General features: G+C 42.5%; 19 protein-coding genes. All 19 read left to right on the top strand.

Annotated elements, in window-relative coordinates; all coding sequences use genetic code 11:
• The first annotated feature begins 19 nt into the window (after window positions 1-19).
• The 19 genes from ABFY19_RS08215 (at window position 20) to ABFY19_RS08125 (ending at window position 20,889) form a co-directional block, all read left to right on the top strand.
• Entirely contained in the window at window positions 20-862 is an 843-nt protein-coding gene (locus ABFY19_RS08215; protein WP_418790174.1) for a deoxyribonuclease IV, read from the top strand.
• A 253-nt stretch (window positions 863-1,115) separates the two neighbouring features.
• Entirely contained in the window at window positions 1,116-2,261 is a 1,146-nt protein-coding gene (locus tag ABFY19_RS08210; protein ID WP_418790173.1) for a glycosyl hydrolase family 18 protein, read from the top strand.
• A 210-nt stretch (window positions 2,262-2,471) separates the two neighbouring features.
• Complete coding sequence (locus ABFY19_RS08205; RefSeq protein ID WP_418790172.1) at window positions 2,472-3,248, top strand: polysaccharide deacetylase family protein; 777 nt, start codon at window positions 2,472-2,474, stop codon at window positions 3,246-3,248.
• A 12-nt stretch (window positions 3,249-3,260) separates the two neighbouring features.
• Entirely contained in the window at window positions 3,261-4,418 is a 1,158-nt protein-coding gene (locus tag ABFY19_RS08200) for a D-alanyl-D-alanine carboxypeptidase family protein (RefSeq protein WP_418790171.1), read from the top strand.
• Window positions 4,419-4,467: 49 nt separating this feature from the next.
• A complete protein-coding gene (locus ABFY19_RS08195; protein ID WP_418790170.1) occupies window positions 4,468-5,724 on the top strand; it encodes a M16 family metallopeptidase in 1,257 nt (418 codons plus the stop codon).
• A 17-nt stretch (window positions 5,725-5,741) separates the two neighbouring features.
• A complete protein-coding gene (gene dut / locus ABFY19_RS08190) occupies window positions 5,742-6,191 on the top strand; it encodes a dUTP diphosphatase (RefSeq protein ID WP_418790169.1) in 450 nt (149 codons plus the stop codon).
• Between the two features lie 106 nt (window positions 6,192-6,297).
• Window positions 6,298-6,576, top strand: a complete 279-nt coding sequence (locus tag ABFY19_RS08185) for a YlmC/YmxH family sporulation protein (protein ID WP_418790168.1) — start codon at window positions 6,298-6,300, stop codon at window positions 6,574-6,576.
• A gap of 161 nt (window positions 6,577-6,737) precedes the next feature.
• On the top strand, window positions 6,738-7,535 hold the full coding sequence (dapB, locus tag ABFY19_RS08180; protein ID WP_418790167.1) for a 4-hydroxy-tetrahydrodipicolinate reductase: 798 nt from the start codon (window positions 6,738-6,740) through the stop codon (window positions 7,533-7,535).
• 81 nt (window positions 7,536-7,616) lie between these two features.
• On the top strand, window positions 7,617-8,543 hold the full coding sequence (gene dpsA / locus ABFY19_RS08175) for a dipicolinate synthase subunit DpsA (RefSeq protein ID WP_418790166.1): 927 nt from the start codon (window positions 7,617-7,619) through the stop codon (window positions 8,541-8,543).
• A 14-nt stretch (window positions 8,544-8,557) separates the two neighbouring features.
• Entirely contained in the window at window positions 8,558-9,142 is a 585-nt protein-coding gene (locus tag ABFY19_RS08170; protein WP_418790165.1) for a dipicolinate synthase subunit B, read from the top strand.
• Between the two features lie 101 nt (window positions 9,143-9,243).
• Complete coding sequence (locus tag ABFY19_RS08165) at window positions 9,244-10,257, top strand: aspartate-semialdehyde dehydrogenase (protein WP_418790164.1); 1,014 nt, start codon at window positions 9,244-9,246, stop codon at window positions 10,255-10,257.
• An 11-nt stretch (window positions 10,258-10,268) separates the two neighbouring features.
• The gene (dapG, locus tag ABFY19_RS08160; protein WP_418790163.1) at window positions 10,269-11,486 is read left to right on the top strand and encodes an aspartate kinase; all 1,218 of its coding nucleotides are present in this window, start codon (window positions 10,269-10,271) and stop codon (window positions 11,484-11,486) included.
• A gap of 22 nt (window positions 11,487-11,508) precedes the next feature.
• On the top strand, window positions 11,509-12,393 hold the full coding sequence (gene dapA, locus ABFY19_RS08155; protein ID WP_418790162.1) for a 4-hydroxy-tetrahydrodipicolinate synthase: 885 nt from the start codon (window positions 11,509-11,511) through the stop codon (window positions 12,391-12,393).
• 127 nt (window positions 12,394-12,520) lie between these two features.
• Window positions 12,521-14,365, top strand: a complete 1,845-nt coding sequence (locus ABFY19_RS08150; RefSeq protein WP_418790161.1) for a monovalent cation:proton antiporter family protein — start codon at window positions 12,521-12,523, stop codon at window positions 14,363-14,365.
• Between the two features lie 256 nt (window positions 14,366-14,621).
• Window positions 14,622-16,286, top strand: coding sequence for a ribonuclease J (locus ABFY19_RS08145; RefSeq protein ID WP_418790160.1), 1,665 nt, complete (start codon window positions 14,622-14,624; stop codon window positions 16,284-16,286).
• Between the two features lie 234 nt (window positions 16,287-16,520).
• On the top strand, window positions 16,521-17,396 hold the full coding sequence (locus ABFY19_RS08140; RefSeq protein WP_418790159.1) for a ClpP family protease: 876 nt from the start codon (window positions 16,521-16,523) through the stop codon (window positions 17,394-17,396).
• Complete coding sequence (locus ABFY19_RS08135; protein WP_418790158.1) at window positions 17,393-17,626, top strand: YlzJ-like family protein; 234 nt, start codon at window positions 17,393-17,395, stop codon at window positions 17,624-17,626. The genes ABFY19_RS08140 and ABFY19_RS08135 overlap by 4 nt, the downstream gene beginning before the upstream one ends.
• Before the next feature lie 109 nt (window positions 17,627-17,735).
• A complete protein-coding gene (locus ABFY19_RS08130) occupies window positions 17,736-18,509 on the top strand; it encodes an undecaprenyl-diphosphate phosphatase (protein ID WP_418790156.1) in 774 nt (257 codons plus the stop codon).
• 88 nt (window positions 18,510-18,597) lie between these two features.
• Window positions 18,598-20,889 carry a DNA translocase FtsK 4TM domain-containing protein gene (locus tag ABFY19_RS08125; protein ID WP_418790154.1) on the top strand — a complete coding sequence of 764 codons (2,292 nt, stop codon included), beginning with the start codon at window positions 18,598-18,600 and terminating at the stop codon, window positions 20,887-20,889.
• Window positions 20,890-20,903 lie beyond the last annotated feature (14 nt).

Raw genomic sequence — 20,903 nt, 5'->3', positions numbered from 1 at the left:
TTGGGGGGGCAATTTATTTATGAGGTTAGGTATCCACACATCAATTAGCGGTGGTTTTGAAAAAGCCGTTCAACACCTTGTAGCTTTGGGATGCAATGCCTGTCAGATTTTTTCACGCAGTCCCAGGGGAGGTAAAGCAAGGGGATTGAAAGAAGATGAGGTCATTAGGTTTAGAGAACTTTGCTTTATAAATGACATTGCCCCTGTAGCTGTTCATATTCCCTATGTGCTAAACTTAGCTACGTCTGACCCTGATATGCATAAATATGCGGCCCAGATGGTCAGGGAGGATATGGAGAGGGCAGATGCCCTTGGGGCTATTTATTTGGTGCTTCACATGGGAAGCCACAAGGGCAATGGAATTGATAAGGGACTCAGACAGGTAGCTTTGGCGCTGAACAATGCATTAAAAAAATACCAGGGCAATACCGTTTTGTTACTTGAAAATACATCAGGGGCAGGTACCGAGGTTGGGTATCTTTTTGAGCACCTGAAATCTGTTTTAGAAATGTTGGAGATTGATAAATCAGGTATTTGTTTTGACACCTGTCATGGCTTTGCGGCCGGATATGACCTTTCCACAGGTGAAGCGGTTAATGAAACGTTAGGGCAATTCAACAGTATTATTGGAATTGATAAACTCAAGTTAATTCATGCTAATGATGCCATGTTTCCACTGGGATCTACCAAAGACAGGCATGCTGATATCGGAGCAGGGTATATCGGTGCAACAGGTTTTCGGGCTTTTTTGTGCCATCCTTTGATTAAGGACAAGCCTCTTATCCTGGAAACCCCAGCTGCCAGTGATGCTGATTGGAAAAGAAACATTGAAGCTTTAAAGGTGTTATATCCGGTTCCATAAATTGGATAAAAATCTATTCGGAGTCTAATATAAGGCTTAAATGCTGATATATAGGGAATCTTAACAGCCAACCAGCGGCTGTTTTTGGTTTTTGTTCCCTTTTATAAGAAAACCGGTGAATTCAAATGTGGGCATTTTAAATCTTAATTTCTTATACATCAGCTTTATACAATCAAATAATCCTGAGGTTGTCCATTTCTCTGCCTGCAAATATAATTGAGTCGGTTAAGGTCAACAGAGAAAGGGGAGCAAAATGCAGGATAATAGGAAAATTAGGTTTGCTACGCTCATTTATTTTCTGATATTCAGCATGCTGTTTTTAGCAACACCACAAATGACATGTGCAGCCCAACAGTCACGCAGCGCCGCTGCAAAGGGTAAAGGCTTTGTAAACCTGGTAAGGGAATGGAATGATAGGTATTTATATTCAAATGGTGTTATTAACGGTAAAGAGATTTTAGGATATTATACTAAAGATTGGGCGACTGATACCCTGTCACAAACATCCCTCGAGAACAATATTGGAAGAATCACTACTGTTGCTGCCTTTTCCTATGTTCTAACCTCTTCAGGTGAAATAACCGGGGAGTCTCCCACTGAGGCCTTGGAAACTGCTAAGGCCAACAATATAGAGATTTATGCTCTTGTACATAATTTAACAAAATCTGGTTTTGACCGGACGTTAATACATAATGTATTATCAAATTCAGAACTAAGTGTAAAGGCTGTTGACAGTATTTACAGGTGTTTAGTTTCTAATGGATTTGATGGGGTTAATATTGATTTTGAGAACGTTCCTTCAGGGGATCGCCAGGACCTTAATGATTTTATGACTTTGCTTAAGAAAAAGCTTGCACCACAGGGATTAAAGGTTACCATTTCTGTTCCGGCAAAGACAAGTGACAATATCAATGATGGATGGAGTGGGGCATTTGACTATGAATACCTGGGCGGTGTAGCAGACCGGATTATGTTAATGACTTATGATGAACACTGGATTGGTGGGGCGCCGGGGCCTGTGGCGTCAGAGCCATGGGTAAAAAATGTGATTACCTATTCTTCAGTAATAATACCAAGGGATAAAATCCTTTTGGGTATTGGAAATTATGGTTATGACTGGATAGTAGGCAAGGGTGGCTGCAAGGCTGTTCCGGCAAACAGTGCGCTGGCCCTGGCGGAAAAATACGGTGCTGTCATTGAATGGGACAGTTATTCCCAAACCCCGTATTTTTATTACTGGGAAAACGGTCAAAAGCATGTTGTCTGGTTTGAAAGTCCTGAAAGTGCGGCTTTTAAGATGAATCTGGTTAATGATTATGACCTTAAAGGAGTAGCCCTGTGGCGGCTTGGATTTGAGTCCTGGGAGTTCTGGGATAAGGTGGATAAAAAGCTTATTTGAAGTGGAAACTAAAATATATATAAGGGGTAGATATTTTCCTCCGGCGGGCTGCATCTCCGTCGGCATCGGCTCCCGCTTCGCGGGTCGCCGGGCCGACGGATGACAGACTCCGCCTTCCGGAACATATCTACCCCTTATTTCATAGATTTCAGTAAATTAAGCACACATTTCGGGGACGCTGCAGATTAATTAGAATATATAGATGGTCCGGTGAATAGACTTCATAAAAAGGGTGTTTGGAGAATTGGGCTGGATGGAGGAATTGGGATGAGGATATATTATTTTAACTTTAACTACTTGGTCAGGAAGGTCATCACCGTTTTACTGGCATTGTTGTTTGTTCTGCTAGTGTTTAAAGTTATCCAGTATAACCTTTTCAAACCTGCCATCAGCAACTTCGACCCGATTTACCAGGGCAGCACAGACCAAAAAAAGATCGCTCTGACTTGTAATGTAGTCTGGGGTGAAGAGTATATTCCCGAGATGTTGGATGTTTTAAAAAAAAACAATGTATCAATGACTTTTTTCATGGGAGGACAATGGGTTAAAGACTTTCCTGAACTGACAAAGGAGATTGCCAAGAACCACGAATTGGGAAACCACAGTTATTCTCATCCACACCCAACGTTTATTTCCAAATCAAAAAATATTAATGAAATTAAAAAAACAGAAGAAGCAATCTTTGAATTGACCAAAGTAAGAACATGTTTGTATGCCCCACCGTATGGTGAGTTTAATAAGACCGTGCTTGAAGCTGCAGGAGAGAGCGGATACCTTACTATTCTCTGGAGTATAGATACTATTGATTGGCAACGTCCTGAACCGGCAACCATTCTTAAAAGAGTATCTGACAAGGCACATAATGGTGCTATAGTATTAATGCATCCCACTGCTCCAACAGTTAAAGCGCTTCCTGCCATAATTACCGTATTAAGGGAAAAGGGATATAAATTGACCACTGTTTCCGATATCTTGAATATTAAATAAGGAGAGAGCAGTTTGCTAAAGTCCCGGAAAGTAATAATAATTATTTTAGCTGTAATTTTTTTTGCCGGAATGGCATCAGAAACGCCGGCAGCGGAAATTAACGGCATTTCTGCTGATGCCGCAATATTGATAGATGCCGAGACAGGGCAGGTTTTGTTTGCTAAACAGCCTTTCAAAAAAAGGCCTCCTGCTAGTACTACAAAGGTACTGACAGCATTAATGGCTATTGAAACCGGCTGTCTTAAAGATATGGTAACGGTCAGTAAAAGGGCTGCTGGAACAGGAGGATCAAGTATATATCTTTCCAAAGGGGAGACTCTTACTTTATCTGACTTAATATATGGTGCTTTGATGAAATCAGGCAATGATGCCTGTGTGGCTATTGCAGAGCATATTGCAGGCAGTGTTGATAGGTTTGTCCAGCTCATGAACATTAGGGCCCTGGCAATAGGTACACTAAACACGCATTTTACTAATCCACATGGTCTGCCGGATGAGGAGCATTATACATGTGCTTATGACCTTGCTCTGATTTCACGCAATGCCCTGGCAAACATGAAGTTTTCCGAAATCGTTGCCACCAGAGATAAAGTAATTGACTGGCCGGGCAAAGAGTGGGACCGGAAATTGCATAATACCAATAAACTACTTTGGGGATATTTATGGGCTGACGGCGTCAAAACAGGAACCACAGATGCTGCCGGAAAGTGCTTGATTGCCTCAGCCAGTAAGGATAACCGGCGGCTGATAGCTGTGGTTCTGCGCAGCGGGGACAGGTGGGGTGACTGTATCAGGCTCTTTGAATATGGATTCAATCATTATGAATACCGGCAGGTTGCAGTAGCCGGGGAACAGTACAGGATGCTGAGGGTTCAGAATGGTACTGAGGAAGCTTTTCCGGTTTTATATGAATCTGACCTAGGGATACTTATACCGTCTGATACCCCCGATGCTATAGAAATAAGGCCCGAAATCAAGGCATATCCCATGGCACCCCTAAGAAAAGGGCAGGTTATAGGCTTTGTCAGTTATTATATAAATAAGCAGTACACGGGAAAAGTAAAGCTTATTGCAGGACGTGAAGTAAAAAAACAGAAGTGGTGGATACATTTTTTCGACTCATTTTTACGTTTATCGTGGAGGAATTTTGATAAATGTCTCGAAAAGTAAACAGGTAGCTGTGTGTTTTAGTAACATACGTTAAAGGAGAGGAGTTTTTGTGTATAAAAAAGAAACATTAGCAAATGGAGTAAGAATAGTAACTGAAGAAATTCCTTATGTAAGATCAGTTTCACTTGGTATCTGGGTAGGTACGGGTTCCCGTGATGAGGATCAAAGTAATAGTGGGATTGCTCATTTTATAGAGCATATGATGTTTAAAGGTACTGCCGGAAGAACAGCTAAGGGTATTGCGGAAGCCCTTGATGCAGTTGGCGGTCAGCTTAATGCATTTACTTCCAAAGAGTATACTTGTTATTATGCTAAGGTTTTGGACGAGCATATTGATGTAGCAGTGGACCTGCTCAGTGATATGTATTTTAATTCACTTTTCAGAGAAGAAGATGTTGAGAAAGAAAAGAATGTTATCATTGAAGAAATAAAGATGTATGAAGATACACCCGATGAACTTGTACATGATATTTTTGCAAGCACCCTATGGTCGGACCATGCGCTTGGGAAGCCGGTTATTGGTTCCGAAGAGATAATTAGGACAATTGACAGAGAACAAATGCTTCATTTTAGGAACAACAATTATGCACCAGATTCTTTAGTAGTGGCTGCAGCTGGGAACATTAAACACGAACAAGTCGTTGCCAAACTTGCTCCGTTGTTTGGGACGATGCCTAATACCGTTGTCAGAAATAGAATATACTCTGAACCGGTGGCCAAATACCAGATTGGTATGAAAAAAAAGGATGTTGAACAGGTACACTTATGTGTGGGTACCCCAGGATTACCCATGGAGCATGAAGATATTTATGTATTGCACTTGATTAACAGCGTTCTGGGTGGAGGCATAAGCTCCCGTTTGTTCCAGGAGATTAGGGAGGAGCGGGGGTTGGCATATTCTATTTTCAGCTATCATAGTTCATATAAAGATGCCGGTCTTTTTTCCATATATGCCGGTCTTAGCAGGAATAATCTCAAGCAAGTTCTTTCCCTGATTAGTACGGAATTAAACAGTATAAAGAAAGAGGGCATAACCTCCGAAGAAATGGTCAGGGCCAAGGAGCAATTGAAGGGTAGTATACTCTTGGGACTGGAAAATGTGAGCAGCAGGATGACCCGTCTGGGTAAATCGGAGCTTTCAATAAACCGTGTTATTTCTGTGGAAGAAACACTTGAAAAAATTTATAAGGTTAGTGTTGAAGACGTAAAAAGGCTTGCAGACAGGTTGTTCAGGGGTGATAATATAATTAAAGCTTGTGTCGGCCCTGAGGTAGATGAAAACGAGCTTGAGCTATCTGTTGATTAATTTTAGCGGAGGCAAATATGGATAAGGTTACAGTATATGTAAGCAGGACAAATTCTGGCAAAGGGCTGCCCCTGCCACAGTATATGACTCCTGGGGCAGCCGGAATGGACCTGTTAGCTGCAGTGGAGCAAACGGAGATTATAAAACCGGGAGAAATTAAACTAATACCTACAGGGATATGTTTAGCGCTGCCGCAGGGCTATGAGGCACAGATTCGGCCCAGAAGCGGCCTGGCATTGAAACACGGTATAACTATGGTGAATGCACCTGGGACTATTGACTCTGATTACAGAGGTGAGGTAGGATTAATCCTTATAAATCATGGAAATGCCCTATTTGAAATTAACAGGGGGGATAGGGTTGCCCAGATGGTGATTAACAAATTTGTCAGGGCGCAATTTACAGAGACGGAAAACCTTGATGATACGATGCGAAGCTCAGGAGGATTTGGTTCTACGGGAAAATAGTTTAAAATGTATGGAATAGCTTGTGACACCCTCTCATAAACATTATTAGGAGGGTGTTTTTTATTTAACAGGTGGATAAGAATTCTTAAAATGAAGAGGTGTGAGAATGAATTATCTGCGAATGAGTGACCTTGAGGGGAAAGAAGTCATCAATATGGTAGATGGGGCAAGACTGGGAGTAATAGGGGAAGCTGATATGATAGTTGACTGCCATACCGGTGAAATTCAATCAATAATACTGCCCCGCAGAAACAACATTTTCAGCTTGTGGATGGATAGACAGCATATTATAATTCCATGGCAGTCAATAAAAAAGATTGGTAATGAAGTTGTGATTGTTGAACTGGACGGGACAGTACCCAACTTGACCAGGTATCACGGATAATCAGACTAAGGGTTTTTTGTTCCTATATATAACGTTTTTCACCGTTACCCGGGCGATATATTTGTCCGGGTTAGTCAATGTTTCGCCCTTGACATCTGGCCCTATTTATAAGAAAATAAAGTTTAAGGTATTTGGTGCACAAACAGGAGGTCTGGATATTTATGCTAAAAGTTATAGTGGCCGGAGCCGCCGGCAGGATGGGACAGGAGGTTGTTAAAGCTGTCCTGGCTGAAAATGATTTGTCACTTGTAGGAGCTGTGGATATAAACAACTATGGTGAAGACATAGGCTTGCTGGCAGCTGGAAAACCCTGCGGGGTACCTGTTACCGGCAACCTTGGGCGGGTTATTGAGGAAACACATGCAGATGTGGTTGTTGATTTTACAACTCCAGACAATATCAGGTGTAATCTTAATACTGTTCTGACTCATCACGTGCATGCTGTGGTTGGCACAACAGGTCTTTCTGAAGAGGATATTTCTGATATTAACCGGATGGCGGAAGAGGCCGGGGTTGGTATTGTTATAGCCCCTAATTTTGCTATCGGTGCGGTGCTGATGATGAAATTTGCTGCAGAAGCGGCACGGTACCTAAAAAATGTTGAAATAATTGAACTACACCATGACCGTAAACTTGATGCCCCTTCCGGAACGGCAATCAAGACAGCTGAACTGATAAAGGGCACCAGAGATAAATACCGGCAAGGCCACCCGGATGAACAGGAAAAGTTTCTGGGCGTCAGGGGCGGTGAATACGATGGCATGAGGATTCATAGTATTCGTTTGCCGGGATTAGTAGCTCACCAGGAAGTTATTTTTGGCGGGCTGGGTCAGACTTTGACCATAAGACACGACTCTATCAGCAGAGAGTCATTTATGCCGGGAGTTATCCTGGCAGTTAGAAGAGTTACAGACCTAAAAGGAGTAACTTATGGTCTGGAGAAACTTTTAACTGAATAAGTGAAACCGGATCTATACAAGCACCTCACTTTGCATCTGTTCATATACTGTCAGTAGTCGGTGTACAAAGGAGGTTGTTGCATGAGTTCGATACTCGCGGGAGTATCCGTTGCGGTCCTTGGAGGAGATGACAGGGAACTTATCCTTGCTCCTCACCTGGCTCAGTTGGGTGCTAACGTCAGAGTGGCCGGAATAACAAAATTAATCGGGAACAATCGGATCCAATACTGTGAATCGGCAGGGGAAGCAGTGAATGGTGCCCGTTTCGTTATTCTGCCCATGTCAGGCATAGATGAACAAGGTTATATAAGGGCAAGGTATGCGCAGAAACACCTTAGCTTTACCAGGGATGTTATCAAATTCTGTAAGGATGATTGTACTATTATTGTTGGTTTTGCCCGCCAATTGCTCAAACAATTAATTGCTGAAAGAGGCCTTGGGTTAGTCGAAATTGCAGGAATAGATGAAGTGGCCATTATGAATTCTATCCCTTCAGCGGAAGGGGCTCTTCAAATGGCTATGGAAGCAACTGATATAACAATCCATGGCAGCAACACAATTGTGTTTGGGTTTGGAAGGTGTGGATGCACACTTGCCCGCATGTTGTCTGCATTGGGAGCAATAACATCTGTAGTTGCCAGGAAACCGGCTGACCATGCCAGGATTACTGAAATGGGAATGGAGCCCATGTCCTACAGTCAACTTCCTGGGTATATTGAAAGGGCAGACATAATATTTAATACCGTGCCTTCCCTTGTATTGGATGAGTCTTTGTTAAGGCAGACAAAACCTGCGGTGTTTATTTGTGATATTGCGTCAGCACCGGGGGGGGTTGATTTTAAAGCGGCTGAGAACCTGGGCAGGAACGCAGTACTGGCTCCCGGACTGCCGGGAAAAGTTGCTCCCCGCACTGCAGCAATGATTTTAGCTAAAGTAATTCCGGACATAATTGTAAGCGAACTCGCCAACACTTCGTCTTTATTCTCTACGAAAGAAGACAGAGGGTAGTCGGGGGTGCTTTAATGGAACTTAATGGTATTAAAATTGGTTTTGCTGTTACAGGTTCACACTGTACTGTCAGAGAAGTCTTGAATCAAGTGCCACGCCTGATTGAGAGCGGGGCGGAAGTATACCCTGTTATGTCATATAGTGCTGCTTCTGTTGATACAAGATTTGGGAAAGCAAGTGAATGGAAGGATTTGTTGGAAGAAACAACCGGGCATGAAATAATAAAAACAATTGTGGATGCAGAACCTATTGGGCCAAATACATTATTTGATATTATGGTTGTTGCGCCATGTACCGGTAATACCATGGCTAAACTGGTCAACGGAATTACCGATACCCCTGTTTTGATGGCTATAAAGGCTCATTTGCGCAACCAGAGACCTTTGGTCATGGGAATATCAACAAATGATGGCCTGGGGATTAATGCCAAAAATATCGGCTTACTGCTCAATATGAAAAACATTTATATGGTTCCCTTTGGACAGGATAATCCACAGGTAAAGGCCAATTCTCTTGTGGCAAACATGTCATTAATGGCAGATACCATTAAATTAGCCCTGCAGGGGAAACAATTACATCCAGTAATTATCCAATATTAAAAAGAACGATTATATGTGATAAGTTTGCCGGGCAAGTTGACCTGTATCCGTCGGTGTGAACAAATATATATATTTTTTATTGAATTTACGGAGGGATATATGTGAAAAAAATTAATGTAGCGATCGTAGGCGCCACCGGCGCGGTTGGACAAGAGTTATTGAAGATTCTGCAGGAAAGAAATTTTCCGGTTGGAGGCCTGAAACTTCTAGCTACTGAAAGGTCAGCAGGTACCAAGATAAATTGGGAAGGCAGGGATTATACTGTAGAGGTTACAGGCAATCAGGCTTTTGAGGGTATAGATATTGCACTTTTTGCCGGAGGGTCTGCCAGTAAAGAGTATGCCCGGGAGGCTGCTAAAAGAGGTGCTGTAGTTGTCGATAACAGCAGCGCTTTCAGAATGGAACCGGATGTACCCCTGGTAGTCCCGGAAGTAAATCCGGAAGATGTTAAAAGACACAAGGGTATTATTGCCAATCCTAACTGTTCTACAATAATAATGGTGGTCCCGCTAAAAGTAATTCATGATGCTGCAAAGGTCAAAAGGGTTGTTGTTTCAACATATCAGGCAGTGTCAGGGGCTGGTAAGGAAGCTATTGAAGAATTGGCTGCCCAGGTTAATATGTTTGCTGAAGGACGTAAGGATATTACACCTGAAATTTTTCCTTACCAGATTGCTTTTAATCTCATTCCTCATATAGATGTTTTTTCCGAATTGGATTATACCAAAGAGGAATGGAAAATGGTCAAGGAAACCAAGAAAATTATGCATGAAGAGAGTATAGAGATTACTGCAACCACCGTAAGGGTACCGGTATTCAGGAGCCATTCGGAATCTATAAATATAGAAACAGAGCACAGGATTACACCGGCTGAGGCAAAAGAATTATTGTCCAAAGCTCCCGGAATCATTGTACAGGATAATCCCGAAAAGAGGGAATATCCTATGCCTCTGCATACTTCTAACAGGGATGAAGTTTTTGTGGGGCGCATCAGACAGGATAATTCAATTGCTAATGGTCTCAACATGTGGGTAGTATCTGACCAACTGCGTAAAGGTGCTGCCACTAATGCTGTCCAGATTGCAGAACTAGTAGTAAAATATGGCTGCTTTTAGGAGATGATAGCATGAAATATCTTGTGCAGAAATTTGGCGGCACATCATTGGTATCCCGCGAGTTGAGGGAAGAGGTAGCTCGTAAAATAATTGCTGCCAAAAATGAGGGATATGCCCCTGTTGTTGTTGTTTCAGCCATGGGTCGGCAAGGGGACCCATATGCTACGGATACTTTGCTGAAATTTGTTGAGGGTATATCTGCTTCAATCTCCCCAGAGGCTCTGGATAATTTGATGGCCTGTGGTGAAATCATTTCCGGTGTTACAATGGTGGCTACCCTTCAAGGTCAGGGGCATAAAGCTATTTTTCTGACTGGGGGGCAGGCTGGGATTATTACAGATAATGGGCACACAGATGCACATATAATCAAAGTTGACCCCAAACTTATTCATCATTATGCCTCTGAAGGAGTAATTGTTATAGTAGCCGGTTTTCAGGGTCAGACAGAAAGTGGAATGATTACTACCTTGGGGCGCGGGGGCAGTGATACCACTGCTGCGGCCCTGGGAGTGGCCCTTAATGCTGAGGCTATTGATATTTATACAGATGTGGATGGAATTAAGACTGCTGATCCCCGTATAGTTAAAGATGCAAAAACCCTTGATGAGATTACTTATAACGAAATATGCCAGTTGGCTCATGAAGGAGCAAAAGTAATTCATCCCCGTGCAGTTGAAATTGCGATGCAGAAAAATATTCCTATAAGGGTGAAGTGTACCTTTTCCGATGCTCCCGGAACATTGGTTACCGCTTCCTTTGACAAAAGGGTTGAAATTAAACGGGACCGAATTATTTCCGGTATTACCCACATTCCCAATGTAACCCAGATTGAAATTGCTACATCCGAATTTCCATCTGCAGAACATCCTCAGCTTAAAATATTTCAGGCAATGGCAAGCGCTAAAATTAGTGTGGACTTTATAAATATACATCCTGATGTAGTAATCTATACGGTAAAAGATGAAGTTGCCGGAAAAGCTGTTGGTATTTTGGAAAACATGGGTTTTTCACCTATTATTACCCCAAAATGTGCCAAGGTTTCGGCTGTGGGTGCCGGAATGGCTGGAGTACCTGGGGTTATGGCCAGCATTATTGCAGCTCTGGTTTCGGAAAACATCCGGATACTTCAGACTGCAGATTCGCATTCTACAATTTGGTGCCTGGTAAAACAAGATGAAATGGAAAAAGCTATCAGAGCCTTGCATAAATATTTTGCATTGGGCGAATAAGTAAGATATGGAGGTTAGAATAGTGGTGAGAGATTTTGGGCGAGTGCTGACTGCCATGGTAACTCCTTTTGACTCCAAGATGGAAGTTGATTACGGGCAGGCCAGGAAGTTAGCCAGATATTTGGCAGATAACGGTTCTGACGGCATCGTTGTAGCCGGAACAACAGGTGAGTCCCCGACGCTTACTAGAGAAGAAAAAATCAGATTATTTGAAACCATAGTTGATGAGGTGGGCAACAGGGTTAAGGTGATTGCGGGAACCGGATCAAACATCACCTCTGATTCGGTGTCATTGACAATGGAGGCTGAAAAGGTCGGTGTAGACGGTGCCATGCTGGTTACACCTTATTATAACAAACCGCCTCAAAGGGGTATGTATCAGCATTTCCGGACGGTTGCAAAGGCTACGAATCTGCCGATAATGCTATACAATGTCCCAGGCAGAACCTCGTCACATTTGCTGCCGGACACGATTGCCGAACTGGCAAAGATTGATAATATTATTGCTGTTAAAGAGGCTTCCGGAAGTCTGCCGCTGGCTGGTGAAATCAGGCAAAAGACTCCTGAGGACTTCCTTTTATACTGTGGTGAGGATGCTATCATTTTACCGATGCTGAGTGTGGGTGGATATGGAGTTGTCAGTGTCGTTGCCCACATTGTGGGAAATGAGCTGCAGGCAATGGTCAAGGCGTTTTTGGAGGGTGATACTGATACTGCCAGAAAAATCCACCTGGATCTTATCCCGGTATTTGATGGGATGTTTTTGACTACAAACCCTATTCCGGTAAAAACGGCCATGAATTTGATGGGTTATGATGTAGGCGGGCTCAGGCCTCCCCTGGTATCGGCAACTGATGATGAAACCGAGGCAATCAGAGATCTGCTGAAAAACTATAAGAAAATTTAACCCGCCTGGTTTAATTTTTGATTTCTTTATGTTAAATTGATTATAAAGTAATAAACCCAAATTCTCTCAGAGGCTAATGAGAGGATTTGGGTAATTTATTACTAAATATTGAGGGAGAGCTCGAAACATGGAAAATCAACATATGTTTTATTCCCTGCTTATTATTATTTTGGCAGCTTTTGTTGTGCCTTTTATAACTAATAATATCACCTTTCTCAGGATGCCGGTGGTTATAGGTGAAATTGTGGCTGGTCTTATCTTGGGGGTCAGTGGTTTCAACTTGATTGAAACAGGGCCGCTTTTGGATTTTTTATCAGCATTTGGCTTTACTTACCTGATGTTTTTATCGGGCCTGGAAATTGACTTCCATACTCTGGGCATGGCTTTTAAAAGAGGAAAAGGTAAAGGTGCTAACCCGGTTTTTCTGGCCTTCGGAATTTTTGGACTGACCTTGATATTATCTTTTTTGATATCACTGGGCTTATCAGAATTTGGTTATATTAAAAGTCCCTGGTTGGTCACCCTGATCCTGTCAACAACTTCATTGGGCATTGTTGTTCCTGTACTCAAGGAGAAGGGAATAATCAACAGTTCTTTTGGACAAACTGTGCTGCTTACCGCTTTGGTAGCAGATTTCTTCACCATGCTCCTGATTACCGTTGTTGTCCTGATGCTTACATCAGGCCAGGTCAAAGATATGTTTTTGGTATTATTCCTTTTTATGGCTTTTTTCATTTTTTATAAACTGGCAACCTTTATAAACAGGATGCCTATATTCAGGAAACTTGCTGATGCCACTTCACAGATTAGGGTCAGGGGTTCTTTTGCTCTGATTCTAACTTTTGTTGTCTTTTCTGAGCATTTGGGGTCTGAGGCTATTCTGGGAGCGTTTCTCGCTGGGGCCATTATTTCTCTGGTTTCCGATAAAAAGGATGAATCTTTTGCACTGAAACTCGAAGCAATCGGGTATGGTTTTTTTATTCCAATCTTCTTTATTATGGTCGGGGCAAAGTTCAATATTGCTGAAGCAGTAAAAAGCCACACCTTTTTGATTTTCCTGCCGTTGTTAATTATTGCACTGTATTTGGTTAAAATGATTCCTGCTGCATTGTTTAAGCTTGCATTTACCGCTAAGGAAGCTTTAAGTGCAGGATTTTTGCTTTCTTCCCGCTTGAGTCTTATAATAGCCGCTGCTGCTGTTGGTTTGAAACTTGGTGAAATATCGGAAAATACCAATGGGGCCATTATCTTATCAGCAATTGTAACATGCATTGTTTCACCTTTGCTGTTTGATAAGTTTGCACCACAGAGAGACTCTTCGGAAAAGCGTGTATTTATCATTGGTGCTACCGATACTTCCATATTGTTGGGAGAACGGCTGGTAAAAAATGGTCAAACGGTTACGGTGATAGATATTGGGGCAAAACGGCGAGCAAAAGCCAAGGTTGCTGGGCTGAACGTTCTCCCTGCTGATGTTACAACTGTAGCAGGATTTCAGGATGCCGGGATTTCAATCGGGGATATAATAGTATTGACCACCACCAGTGATGATGTAAATATGCAGATATGCCGGACTGCTATTGATGATTTCGGGGTAAAGGACATTATATCTGTTGTTAACAATACTGCAAATATAACGGAATTCAAAGACATTGGTGTGAGGATTGTCAGCCCTGTTTTTTCAACGCTTATGGTATTGGAGAATATGGTAATACATCCGGCGGCATTCTCTCTGCTGACCGAAGGTGATGATACCATGTCTCTAGAAGAGGGAGTGCTGACAAATGCCGCTTTTGTTAACAAGCGGCTTAAGGATATCAGAATTCCCGGAGATACCCTGATTATGTCGGTATCCCGTAATGGTGAAAATATTATTCCAAATGGGAATACCGTTCTGAAAAAGGGTGATCTGATTATGTTTGTCGGCAGCCGGGATTCGGTAAATAAGAGTATGAACTTGATTCAATTATAAGCTATTTAGCTGTATTATTAGATGTGAAGGTGTCAATACTAGTAGTAATTTAAAAGCAATTAAGGCAAAATATAACTCTTGTGTATTAAAAGCAAATAAAGTATAATGTTTTCAGGTGTTTATGGGCGGCTATTTTTTTATAAACTTGAAGGTCGGGCGGATAAAACCAATATTTTTCTCCTGCTTCTCCTGGTTTTCTCAATTATTAATCTGCAACCAGTTTTAGCTAGTTTTTTTGTTTTCAGGAGGTGTAGGAATGGCAAGAGATTCGAAAGTATCGTTAATCCCCCTCGGAGGTATGGGGGAAATCGGAAAAAACATGATGGTTGTGAAGTACGGAGAAAATATTTTGGTTGTTGACTCAGGTTTAATGTTTCCCGAAGAAGAGATGCTGGGAATTGATATCGTGATCCCTGATATTACATATCTTTTGGAAAATAAGGATATTGTGAGGGGGATTGTACTGACCCATGGTCACGAAGACCATATCGGCGCGCTACCTTATGTGCTTCGAAGCATAAACGTACCCGTGTACGGAACTAAACTTACTCTTGGTCTGTTACAGGGAAAGCTTAAAGAAAACAATGTTACCGGGGGAGTATCACTAAATACCGTGAAACCCTGTGATGTTGTTGAGATTGGCCCATTCAAAGTTGAATTTATCAGGGTCAGTCACAGCATCCCGGATTCAGTGTCGATTGCTATACATACCCCAATAGGCACAGTTCTTCACACCGGTGACTTTAAGTTTGACCAGACACCGGTGGATGGGCAGATAACAGATTATCAGAAGTTTGCTGAACTGGGACACCAGGGTGTCCTTGTACTGTTATCAGACAGTACCAATGTTGAGCGGCCGGGACATACTAAGTCTGAGAAAATAGTTGGCAATACTTTTGACGAGACCTTTAGAGCGGCTCAGGGAAGAATAATTATAGCCTCTTTTGCTTCGAATGTTCACCGGCTGCAGCAGGCTATTGCCACAGCGTTTAAGTATGACCGAAAAGTGGCTATTGCAGGCCGCAGTATGGTAAATGTTGTTACAATTGCATCAGAGTTGGGTTACCTGAATTTCCCTAAAGACCTTTTTGTTGAATTGGACGAGATTAAGCGTTTACCGGCAAACAAAGTAACGATATTAACTACCGGGAGCCAGGGTGAACCAATGTCGGCTTTAACGAGAATGGCAATGAGTGATCACCGGCAAGTAGAAATCATCCCAGGAGATACTGTTATTATTTCTGCTTCACCTATTCCGGGAAATGAAAAACTGGTAGCCAGAACCATAGACCACCTTTTTAAGCAGGGAGCAGACGTAATTTATGAATCTATTTCCGGAATTCATGTGTCAGGCCATCCCAGTCAGGAAGAACTTAAGATGATGCTGAATCTAGTTAAACCTAAGTTTTTTGTGCCGGTTCACGGGGAATACAGGCATCTCATCAGGCATGCAAATCTAGCCGTTGAGATAGGGATACCGCGCAGCAATGTTTTTGTGGCTGAAAATGGACATGTTCTCGAATTCAAGAAAAATTCCGCACGGATGAACGGCAGGGTAACAGCCGGAAGAGTACTGGTTGACGGCCTGGGGGTCGGTGATGTGGGTAATATAGTCCTTCGTGACCGCAAACAGCTTTCCCAGGACGGTATTTTAATAGTTGTTGTTACCATTGAAAAGGAGAGCGGGAATGTGGTTGCCGGTCCGGACATTGTGTCCAGGGGATTTGTCTATGTGCGTGAATCAGAGCAACTGATTGAAGATGCTAAGGAAAGAGTAAAGCAGGCTCTTGAAAAATGTGAGGAAAAGGGTATTACTGAATGGGCTTCAATTAAAGCTAATATAAGGGATGCCACAAGTAAATATCTATATGAGAAAACCAGAAGAAGACCAATGATATTACCAATCATCATGGAAGTTTAAAACAAGTGAGTTTGAGTTGAAATTCATAAATGCTGAAAGCCGCAGTTGATGCGGCTTTTTTGCGTTTTGAGTTTAAGTAAGTTTATGACATGTTTTTTATTATAAGTATAAATTTAAAAATTGTAGATGAAATGAAGATTTGTCGGTTAGGATTTAGACCTGTGACATTTCACCGAGTAATTTTCTTATAGTTGTTGCATACTAAGGTTGAAATAATATCAGGAGCGTGATTATATGTCTGAATATTACTGGGTTCCTTTTTTAAACAACCAGAATCCGAATGATCCAAATTATTTTGATCCTGAGCTGCCTCTGGTCCCCGGGCCTGGCAGAACCCCGGGAAATGAAGATGAGCCAGGTATGCATCCATTCCCGGAAGGCGATCCGCAGGCTGAACCTCAACGGGTTAAGAAAACAAAACAGGCAGCCAACAAAAAAACGGAACCCATTGATACCATTAAAGAGCTGGGTCAGATGAGCGTGCCGCAGACAAGAAGCAATATTCACTGCATGTCTATTGTTGGCCAGATAGAAGGTCATATGGTCCTGCCGCCGCAGAATAAAACTACCAAGTACGAACATATTATCCCTCAATTGGTAGCCTTAGAAGAAAATCCTGAAATTGAGGGGAGCTTAATTGTCTTAAACACCGTTGGCGGGGATGTCGAGGCGGGACTGGCAATTGCGGAAATGATAACTGGGATGTCCAAACCTACTGTATCCCTGGTATTAGGTGGCGGGCACAGTATTGGGGTTCCTATAGCTGTTTCCACCAATTATTCTTTTATTGCTGAAACCGCTAGTATGACAATACATCCGATTAGGCTTACCGGACTTGTAATAGGTGTACCTCAGACATATGAGTATCTGGATAAAATGCAGGACAGGGTAGTAAATTTTATTACCGGACATTCCAAAGCTACAGATGAAAAAGTTAGGGAACTGATGTTCAGGACAGGCGACCTGGCCCGCGATGTTGGAACAGTGCTAATTGGCAAGGATGCTGTAGAAGCCGGTCTGATAGATGAAGTTGGAGGCATTTCCCATGCTGTACAAAAGCTTAATCAGTTGATCGAAGAAGCAAGGAACTTAGGGGGACTGGTACAATGACAGTATTGTACACTCCTATGCCGATAGAATTGGTTCTTGAAGGGATTGACAGGGTCGGGTCGAAACATCAGGAGATGGAATTCCAGGGGGTTAAACTGCAGGTTGAACAGTATGATGTTGATAAGTGCAGGATTGTTCGGCTGATAAGCACTAATCCTATGGATTATCTGAAAAACGAATTTCAGCCGGGTACTGAGATTAGGTTTGTGCCGCAGTTTACGGATAATTAAGTTTTTATAAGGCTCAATGCTGTCCAGAAAAAATGGGCAGCATTGTTTTTTTTAAACCCGGTTTATGATATAATAAACGAGTTTGAAAATACTTTTTAAGGAGTATCACATGAGTATTTTAGAGTCTATAATTCTTGGAATAATTCAGGGCTTGACGGAGTTTCTTCCCATAAGCAGTTCAGGACACCTTGTTCTGTTTCAGAGGCTGCTGGGGCTTGAAGAAGCGATTCTGACATTTGATGTTCTTTTGCACCTGGGCACCTTGGCAGCGGTCATATGTGTATTCCGCAATGATATTATATCAATAATCAGACGACCCTTCCAGAGGTTGACATTGCTCCTTATATTGGCGACAATTCCAACCGGAATTATGGGGCTGGCATTTAAAGATTTTTTTGAAAAACTTTTTATATCCGGAAGTACCCTGGGTATTGAATTCATTATTACCGGTTTTATTATATGGTTTGCCGACAGGGCAGTTGAGCGCGGCAAACAATTGGATAATATCACGTATTTTGATGCAGTGGTTGTTGGCATTATGCAGGGAATTGCAATTTTGCCGGCAATTTCCCGTTCGGGGTTAACCATAGCCGGTTCTTTGTTTAGGGGAATCAACAGGGAAACTGCGGCTCGATTTTCTTTCCTGGTTTCTATTCCTGCAATAGCAGGAGCTACTATTTTGGATCTTAAGGACCTCCAGGGACTTCCGGACGGAATGGGACTGCCATTCCTTATCGGTCCTTTAATTGCAGCTCTTTCCGGTTACTGGGCTATCAAATTTATGATTAGGATTTTGCAGCAAGGAAGCATGAGGTGGTTCGCTTATTATGTGTGGGGGCTTAGTCTCGTGGTAATAGCACTTCAATTGACTGGAAAGCTGTAGATTTGTAATAGGAATGGGGTTTTCTTATTCGATACAAAGGAATTGATTTGAGAATGTAGAATTTAATATTGTTGAGGTGAAAGTTTGCATGGCAAAGGCCCCGGAACGGCAGAAAAATGAACTCAAGTATGAAATTATAGGTATCGGCTGCCTTGCATTTGCAGTCCTTTCCTTTGTTAGCCTATTTACAAATTCCACCGGTATAATTGGAGGCTTTGTTGTTAAGGTCATTAATGTGATTGCCGGGGAAGGTAAATATGTATTCCCGCTTATAGTTGCCTTCCTGGGTATCAAAATGATGCTGGAGCGGAAAAAGGCAAGGTTTGGCAGGGAAATGACAGGTGGGATTGCTCTGTTTGCCTTGATTTTAGTATTTATTCACCTGCAGTTGGACATTCCCCAAAAGGACATGCCTAAGTACGGACTTGAAGGCAAGGGTGGCGGAATAATCGGTGGAGTTTTGGCTGCCTTGTTCCTTTCAGCTTTTGGGGAAATAGGAACATATATAATTCTTGCTGCTATTGCGGTTATTACCGTGATGCTGATTGCTAATGTATCCTTCCTTACCATTACAAAATTCATTAGCAGACAGGTTGTAATGATCTGGAACCACATCAAGGAAATAGTCTCGAATTTTATATTTACCGAAGTTGATGAAGATGATGATGATACTATCCCTGAGATCATGCCCGAGATAGTGCCTGAGAAACGCCGGGCATTGTTTGACAGCAGCATTTTCAGCTTTGGGAAGGAGCAAGAGAAGAATGACGATATCACAGAAAAGGGTGAAGATGATTTTCCCAAGATTAACATATATCCGGAACCGATAGAAAAGGTTATTTCCAATGAAGAAAACAGGGTGCGCGCTGAAGTAATCAATCTTGAAGCAAGGAAAGCAAAAATAAATAAGACAGATAGCCTCCAGTTATCAGCAAGTTCCGTTTCGAATTTCAGTCTTCCACCATTGGCGCTGTTTGCAAAAAATATTAAAACCAAAAGTTCCAGGATGAATAAAGATATTACTGATAATGTTAGGATATTGGAAGATACTCTTGAAAGTTTTGGAGTTAAGGCTAAGGTAACTCAAGTGTCCCGGGGACCGGCTATAACCAGGTATGAGATTCAGCCTGCACCTGGTGTAAAAGTGAGCCGGATTGTAAACCTCGCAGATGATATATCATTGGGGTTGGCTGCATCAGGAGTGCGTATTGAAGCACCTATACCCGGGAAAGCAGCGGTTGGGATAGAGGTTCCCAATAAAGAGATTTCGATGGTAACCATGTATGAGCTTTTGGAGTCGGAGGAGTTTGCAAAGGCATCTTCGAAGCTTGCTTTTGTCCTTGGCAAGGATATTGCAGGGACAACGATTCTTGCCGACCTGGCCCAGATGCCTCACCTCCTTATCGCCGGGGCGACCGGGTCAGGTAAGAGTGTATGTATGAATACCTTAATAGCAAGCATTCTTTTCAGGGCCAGGCCTGATGAGGTCAAACTCTTGATGATTGACCCCAAAATGGTTGAACTGACAACATATAACGGAATTCCCCACTTGATTGCACCTGTGGTTACCGATGCCAAGAAGGCTGCTGTATCATTAAGGTGGGCTGTCAGGGAAATGGAAAAGAGGTATGAACTGTTTTCCAGGTCCGGAGTAAAAGATATATATAGGTTTAATCAGGCTGTGAAGGCAGGGAATGCTGAATATGAATCGGGATTTATGCCCTTTATCATGATAGTTATTGATGAGTTGGCTGACCTGATGATGGTAGCACCTGTTGACGTGGAGGACGCTATCTGTCGTTTGGCCCAAATGGCCAGGGCTGCAGGGATGCATCTGGTAGTAGCGACCCAGAGACCATCTGTTGATGTAATTACAGGGCTCATTAAGGCAAATATTCCTTCACGCATTGCATTTGCCGTGTCATCACAGACCGATTCAAGGACTATTCTCGATATGGCTGGTGCCGAAAAGCTGCTGGGTAAAGGTGATATGCTGTTCTTTCCTGTCGGGGCTATCAAACCTATTAGGGTTCAAGGAGCTTTTATGTCTGATAAGGAAGTGGAAGCTCTTGTTTCATACCTTAAACAGCAGGGAGTTCCGCAATTTGTAGAAGGGGTTATCCAGGACAGTTCTCATAACAACGTAGATAACACTGAAGTTGATGAGTTGTTTAAGGATGCGGTCAAGATATTAATAGAGAGTAGTCAGGCATCTATTTCAATGTTACAGAGACGATTGCGGATTGGGTATGCACGGGCTGCCAGGCTTATAGATATGATGGAAGAACGCGGTATTGTCGGCAAATATGAAGGAAGTAAGCCGCGGGCTATATTGATGACAATGGAACAGTTTCATAGAACATTTGGGGATGAGCCATAGCAGGAGGGAGAAAA

It is taken from the genome of Phosphitispora sp. TUW77 (assembly GCF_048453025.1).
GTDB lineage: Bacteria > Bacillota > Thermincolia > Thermincolales > UBA2595 > Phosphitispora.
The sequence above is the reverse complement of the archived record's forward strand: the minus strand, read 5'-3'. Positions and strand labels throughout refer to the sequence as shown.

What these genes read in the sequence shown, in the direction of transcription:
- ABFY19_RS08215 (WP_418790174.1), top strand. Translation starts at nt 20, where the DNA reads ATGAGGTTAGGTATCCACACATCAATTAGCGGTGGTTTTGAAAAAGCC.
- ABFY19_RS08210 (WP_418790173.1), top strand. Translation starts at nt 1,116, where the DNA reads ATGCAGGATAATAGGAAAATTAGGTTTGCTACGCTCATTTATTTTCTG.
- dut (WP_418790169.1), top strand. Translation starts at nt 5,742, where the DNA reads ATGGATAAGGTTACAGTATATGTAAGCAGGACAAATTCTGGCAAAGGG.
- ABFY19_RS08185 (WP_418790168.1), top strand. Translation starts at nt 6,298, where the DNA reads ATGAATTATCTGCGAATGAGTGACCTTGAGGGGAAAGAAGTCATCAAT.
- dapB (WP_418790167.1), top strand. Translation starts at nt 6,738, where the DNA reads ATGCTAAAAGTTATAGTGGCCGGAGCCGCCGGCAGGATGGGACAGGAG.
- dpsA (WP_418790166.1), top strand. Translation starts at nt 7,617, where the DNA reads ATGAGTTCGATACTCGCGGGAGTATCCGTTGCGGTCCTTGGAGGAGAT.
- ABFY19_RS08170 (WP_418790165.1), top strand. Translation starts at nt 8,558, where the DNA reads ATGGAACTTAATGGTATTAAAATTGGTTTTGCTGTTACAGGTTCACAC.
- dapG (WP_418790163.1), top strand. Translation starts at nt 10,269, where the DNA reads ATGAAATATCTTGTGCAGAAATTTGGCGGCACATCATTGGTATCCCGC.
- ABFY19_RS08150 (WP_418790161.1), top strand. Translation starts at nt 12,521, where the DNA reads ATGGAAAATCAACATATGTTTTATTCCCTGCTTATTATTATTTTGGCA.
- ABFY19_RS08145 (WP_418790160.1), top strand. Translation starts at nt 14,622, where the DNA reads ATGGCAAGAGATTCGAAAGTATCGTTAATCCCCCTCGGAGGTATGGGG.
- ABFY19_RS08140 (WP_418790159.1), top strand. Translation starts at nt 16,521, where the DNA reads ATGTCTGAATATTACTGGGTTCCTTTTTTAAACAACCAGAATCCGAAT.
- ABFY19_RS08135 (WP_418790158.1), top strand. Translation starts at nt 17,393, where the DNA reads ATGACAGTATTGTACACTCCTATGCCGATAGAATTGGTTCTTGAAGGG.
- ABFY19_RS08130 (WP_418790156.1), top strand. Translation starts at nt 17,736, where the DNA reads ATGAGTATTTTAGAGTCTATAATTCTTGGAATAATTCAGGGCTTGACG.
- ABFY19_RS08125 (WP_418790154.1), top strand. Translation starts at nt 18,598, where the DNA reads ATGGCAAAGGCCCCGGAACGGCAGAAAAATGAACTCAAGTATGAAATT.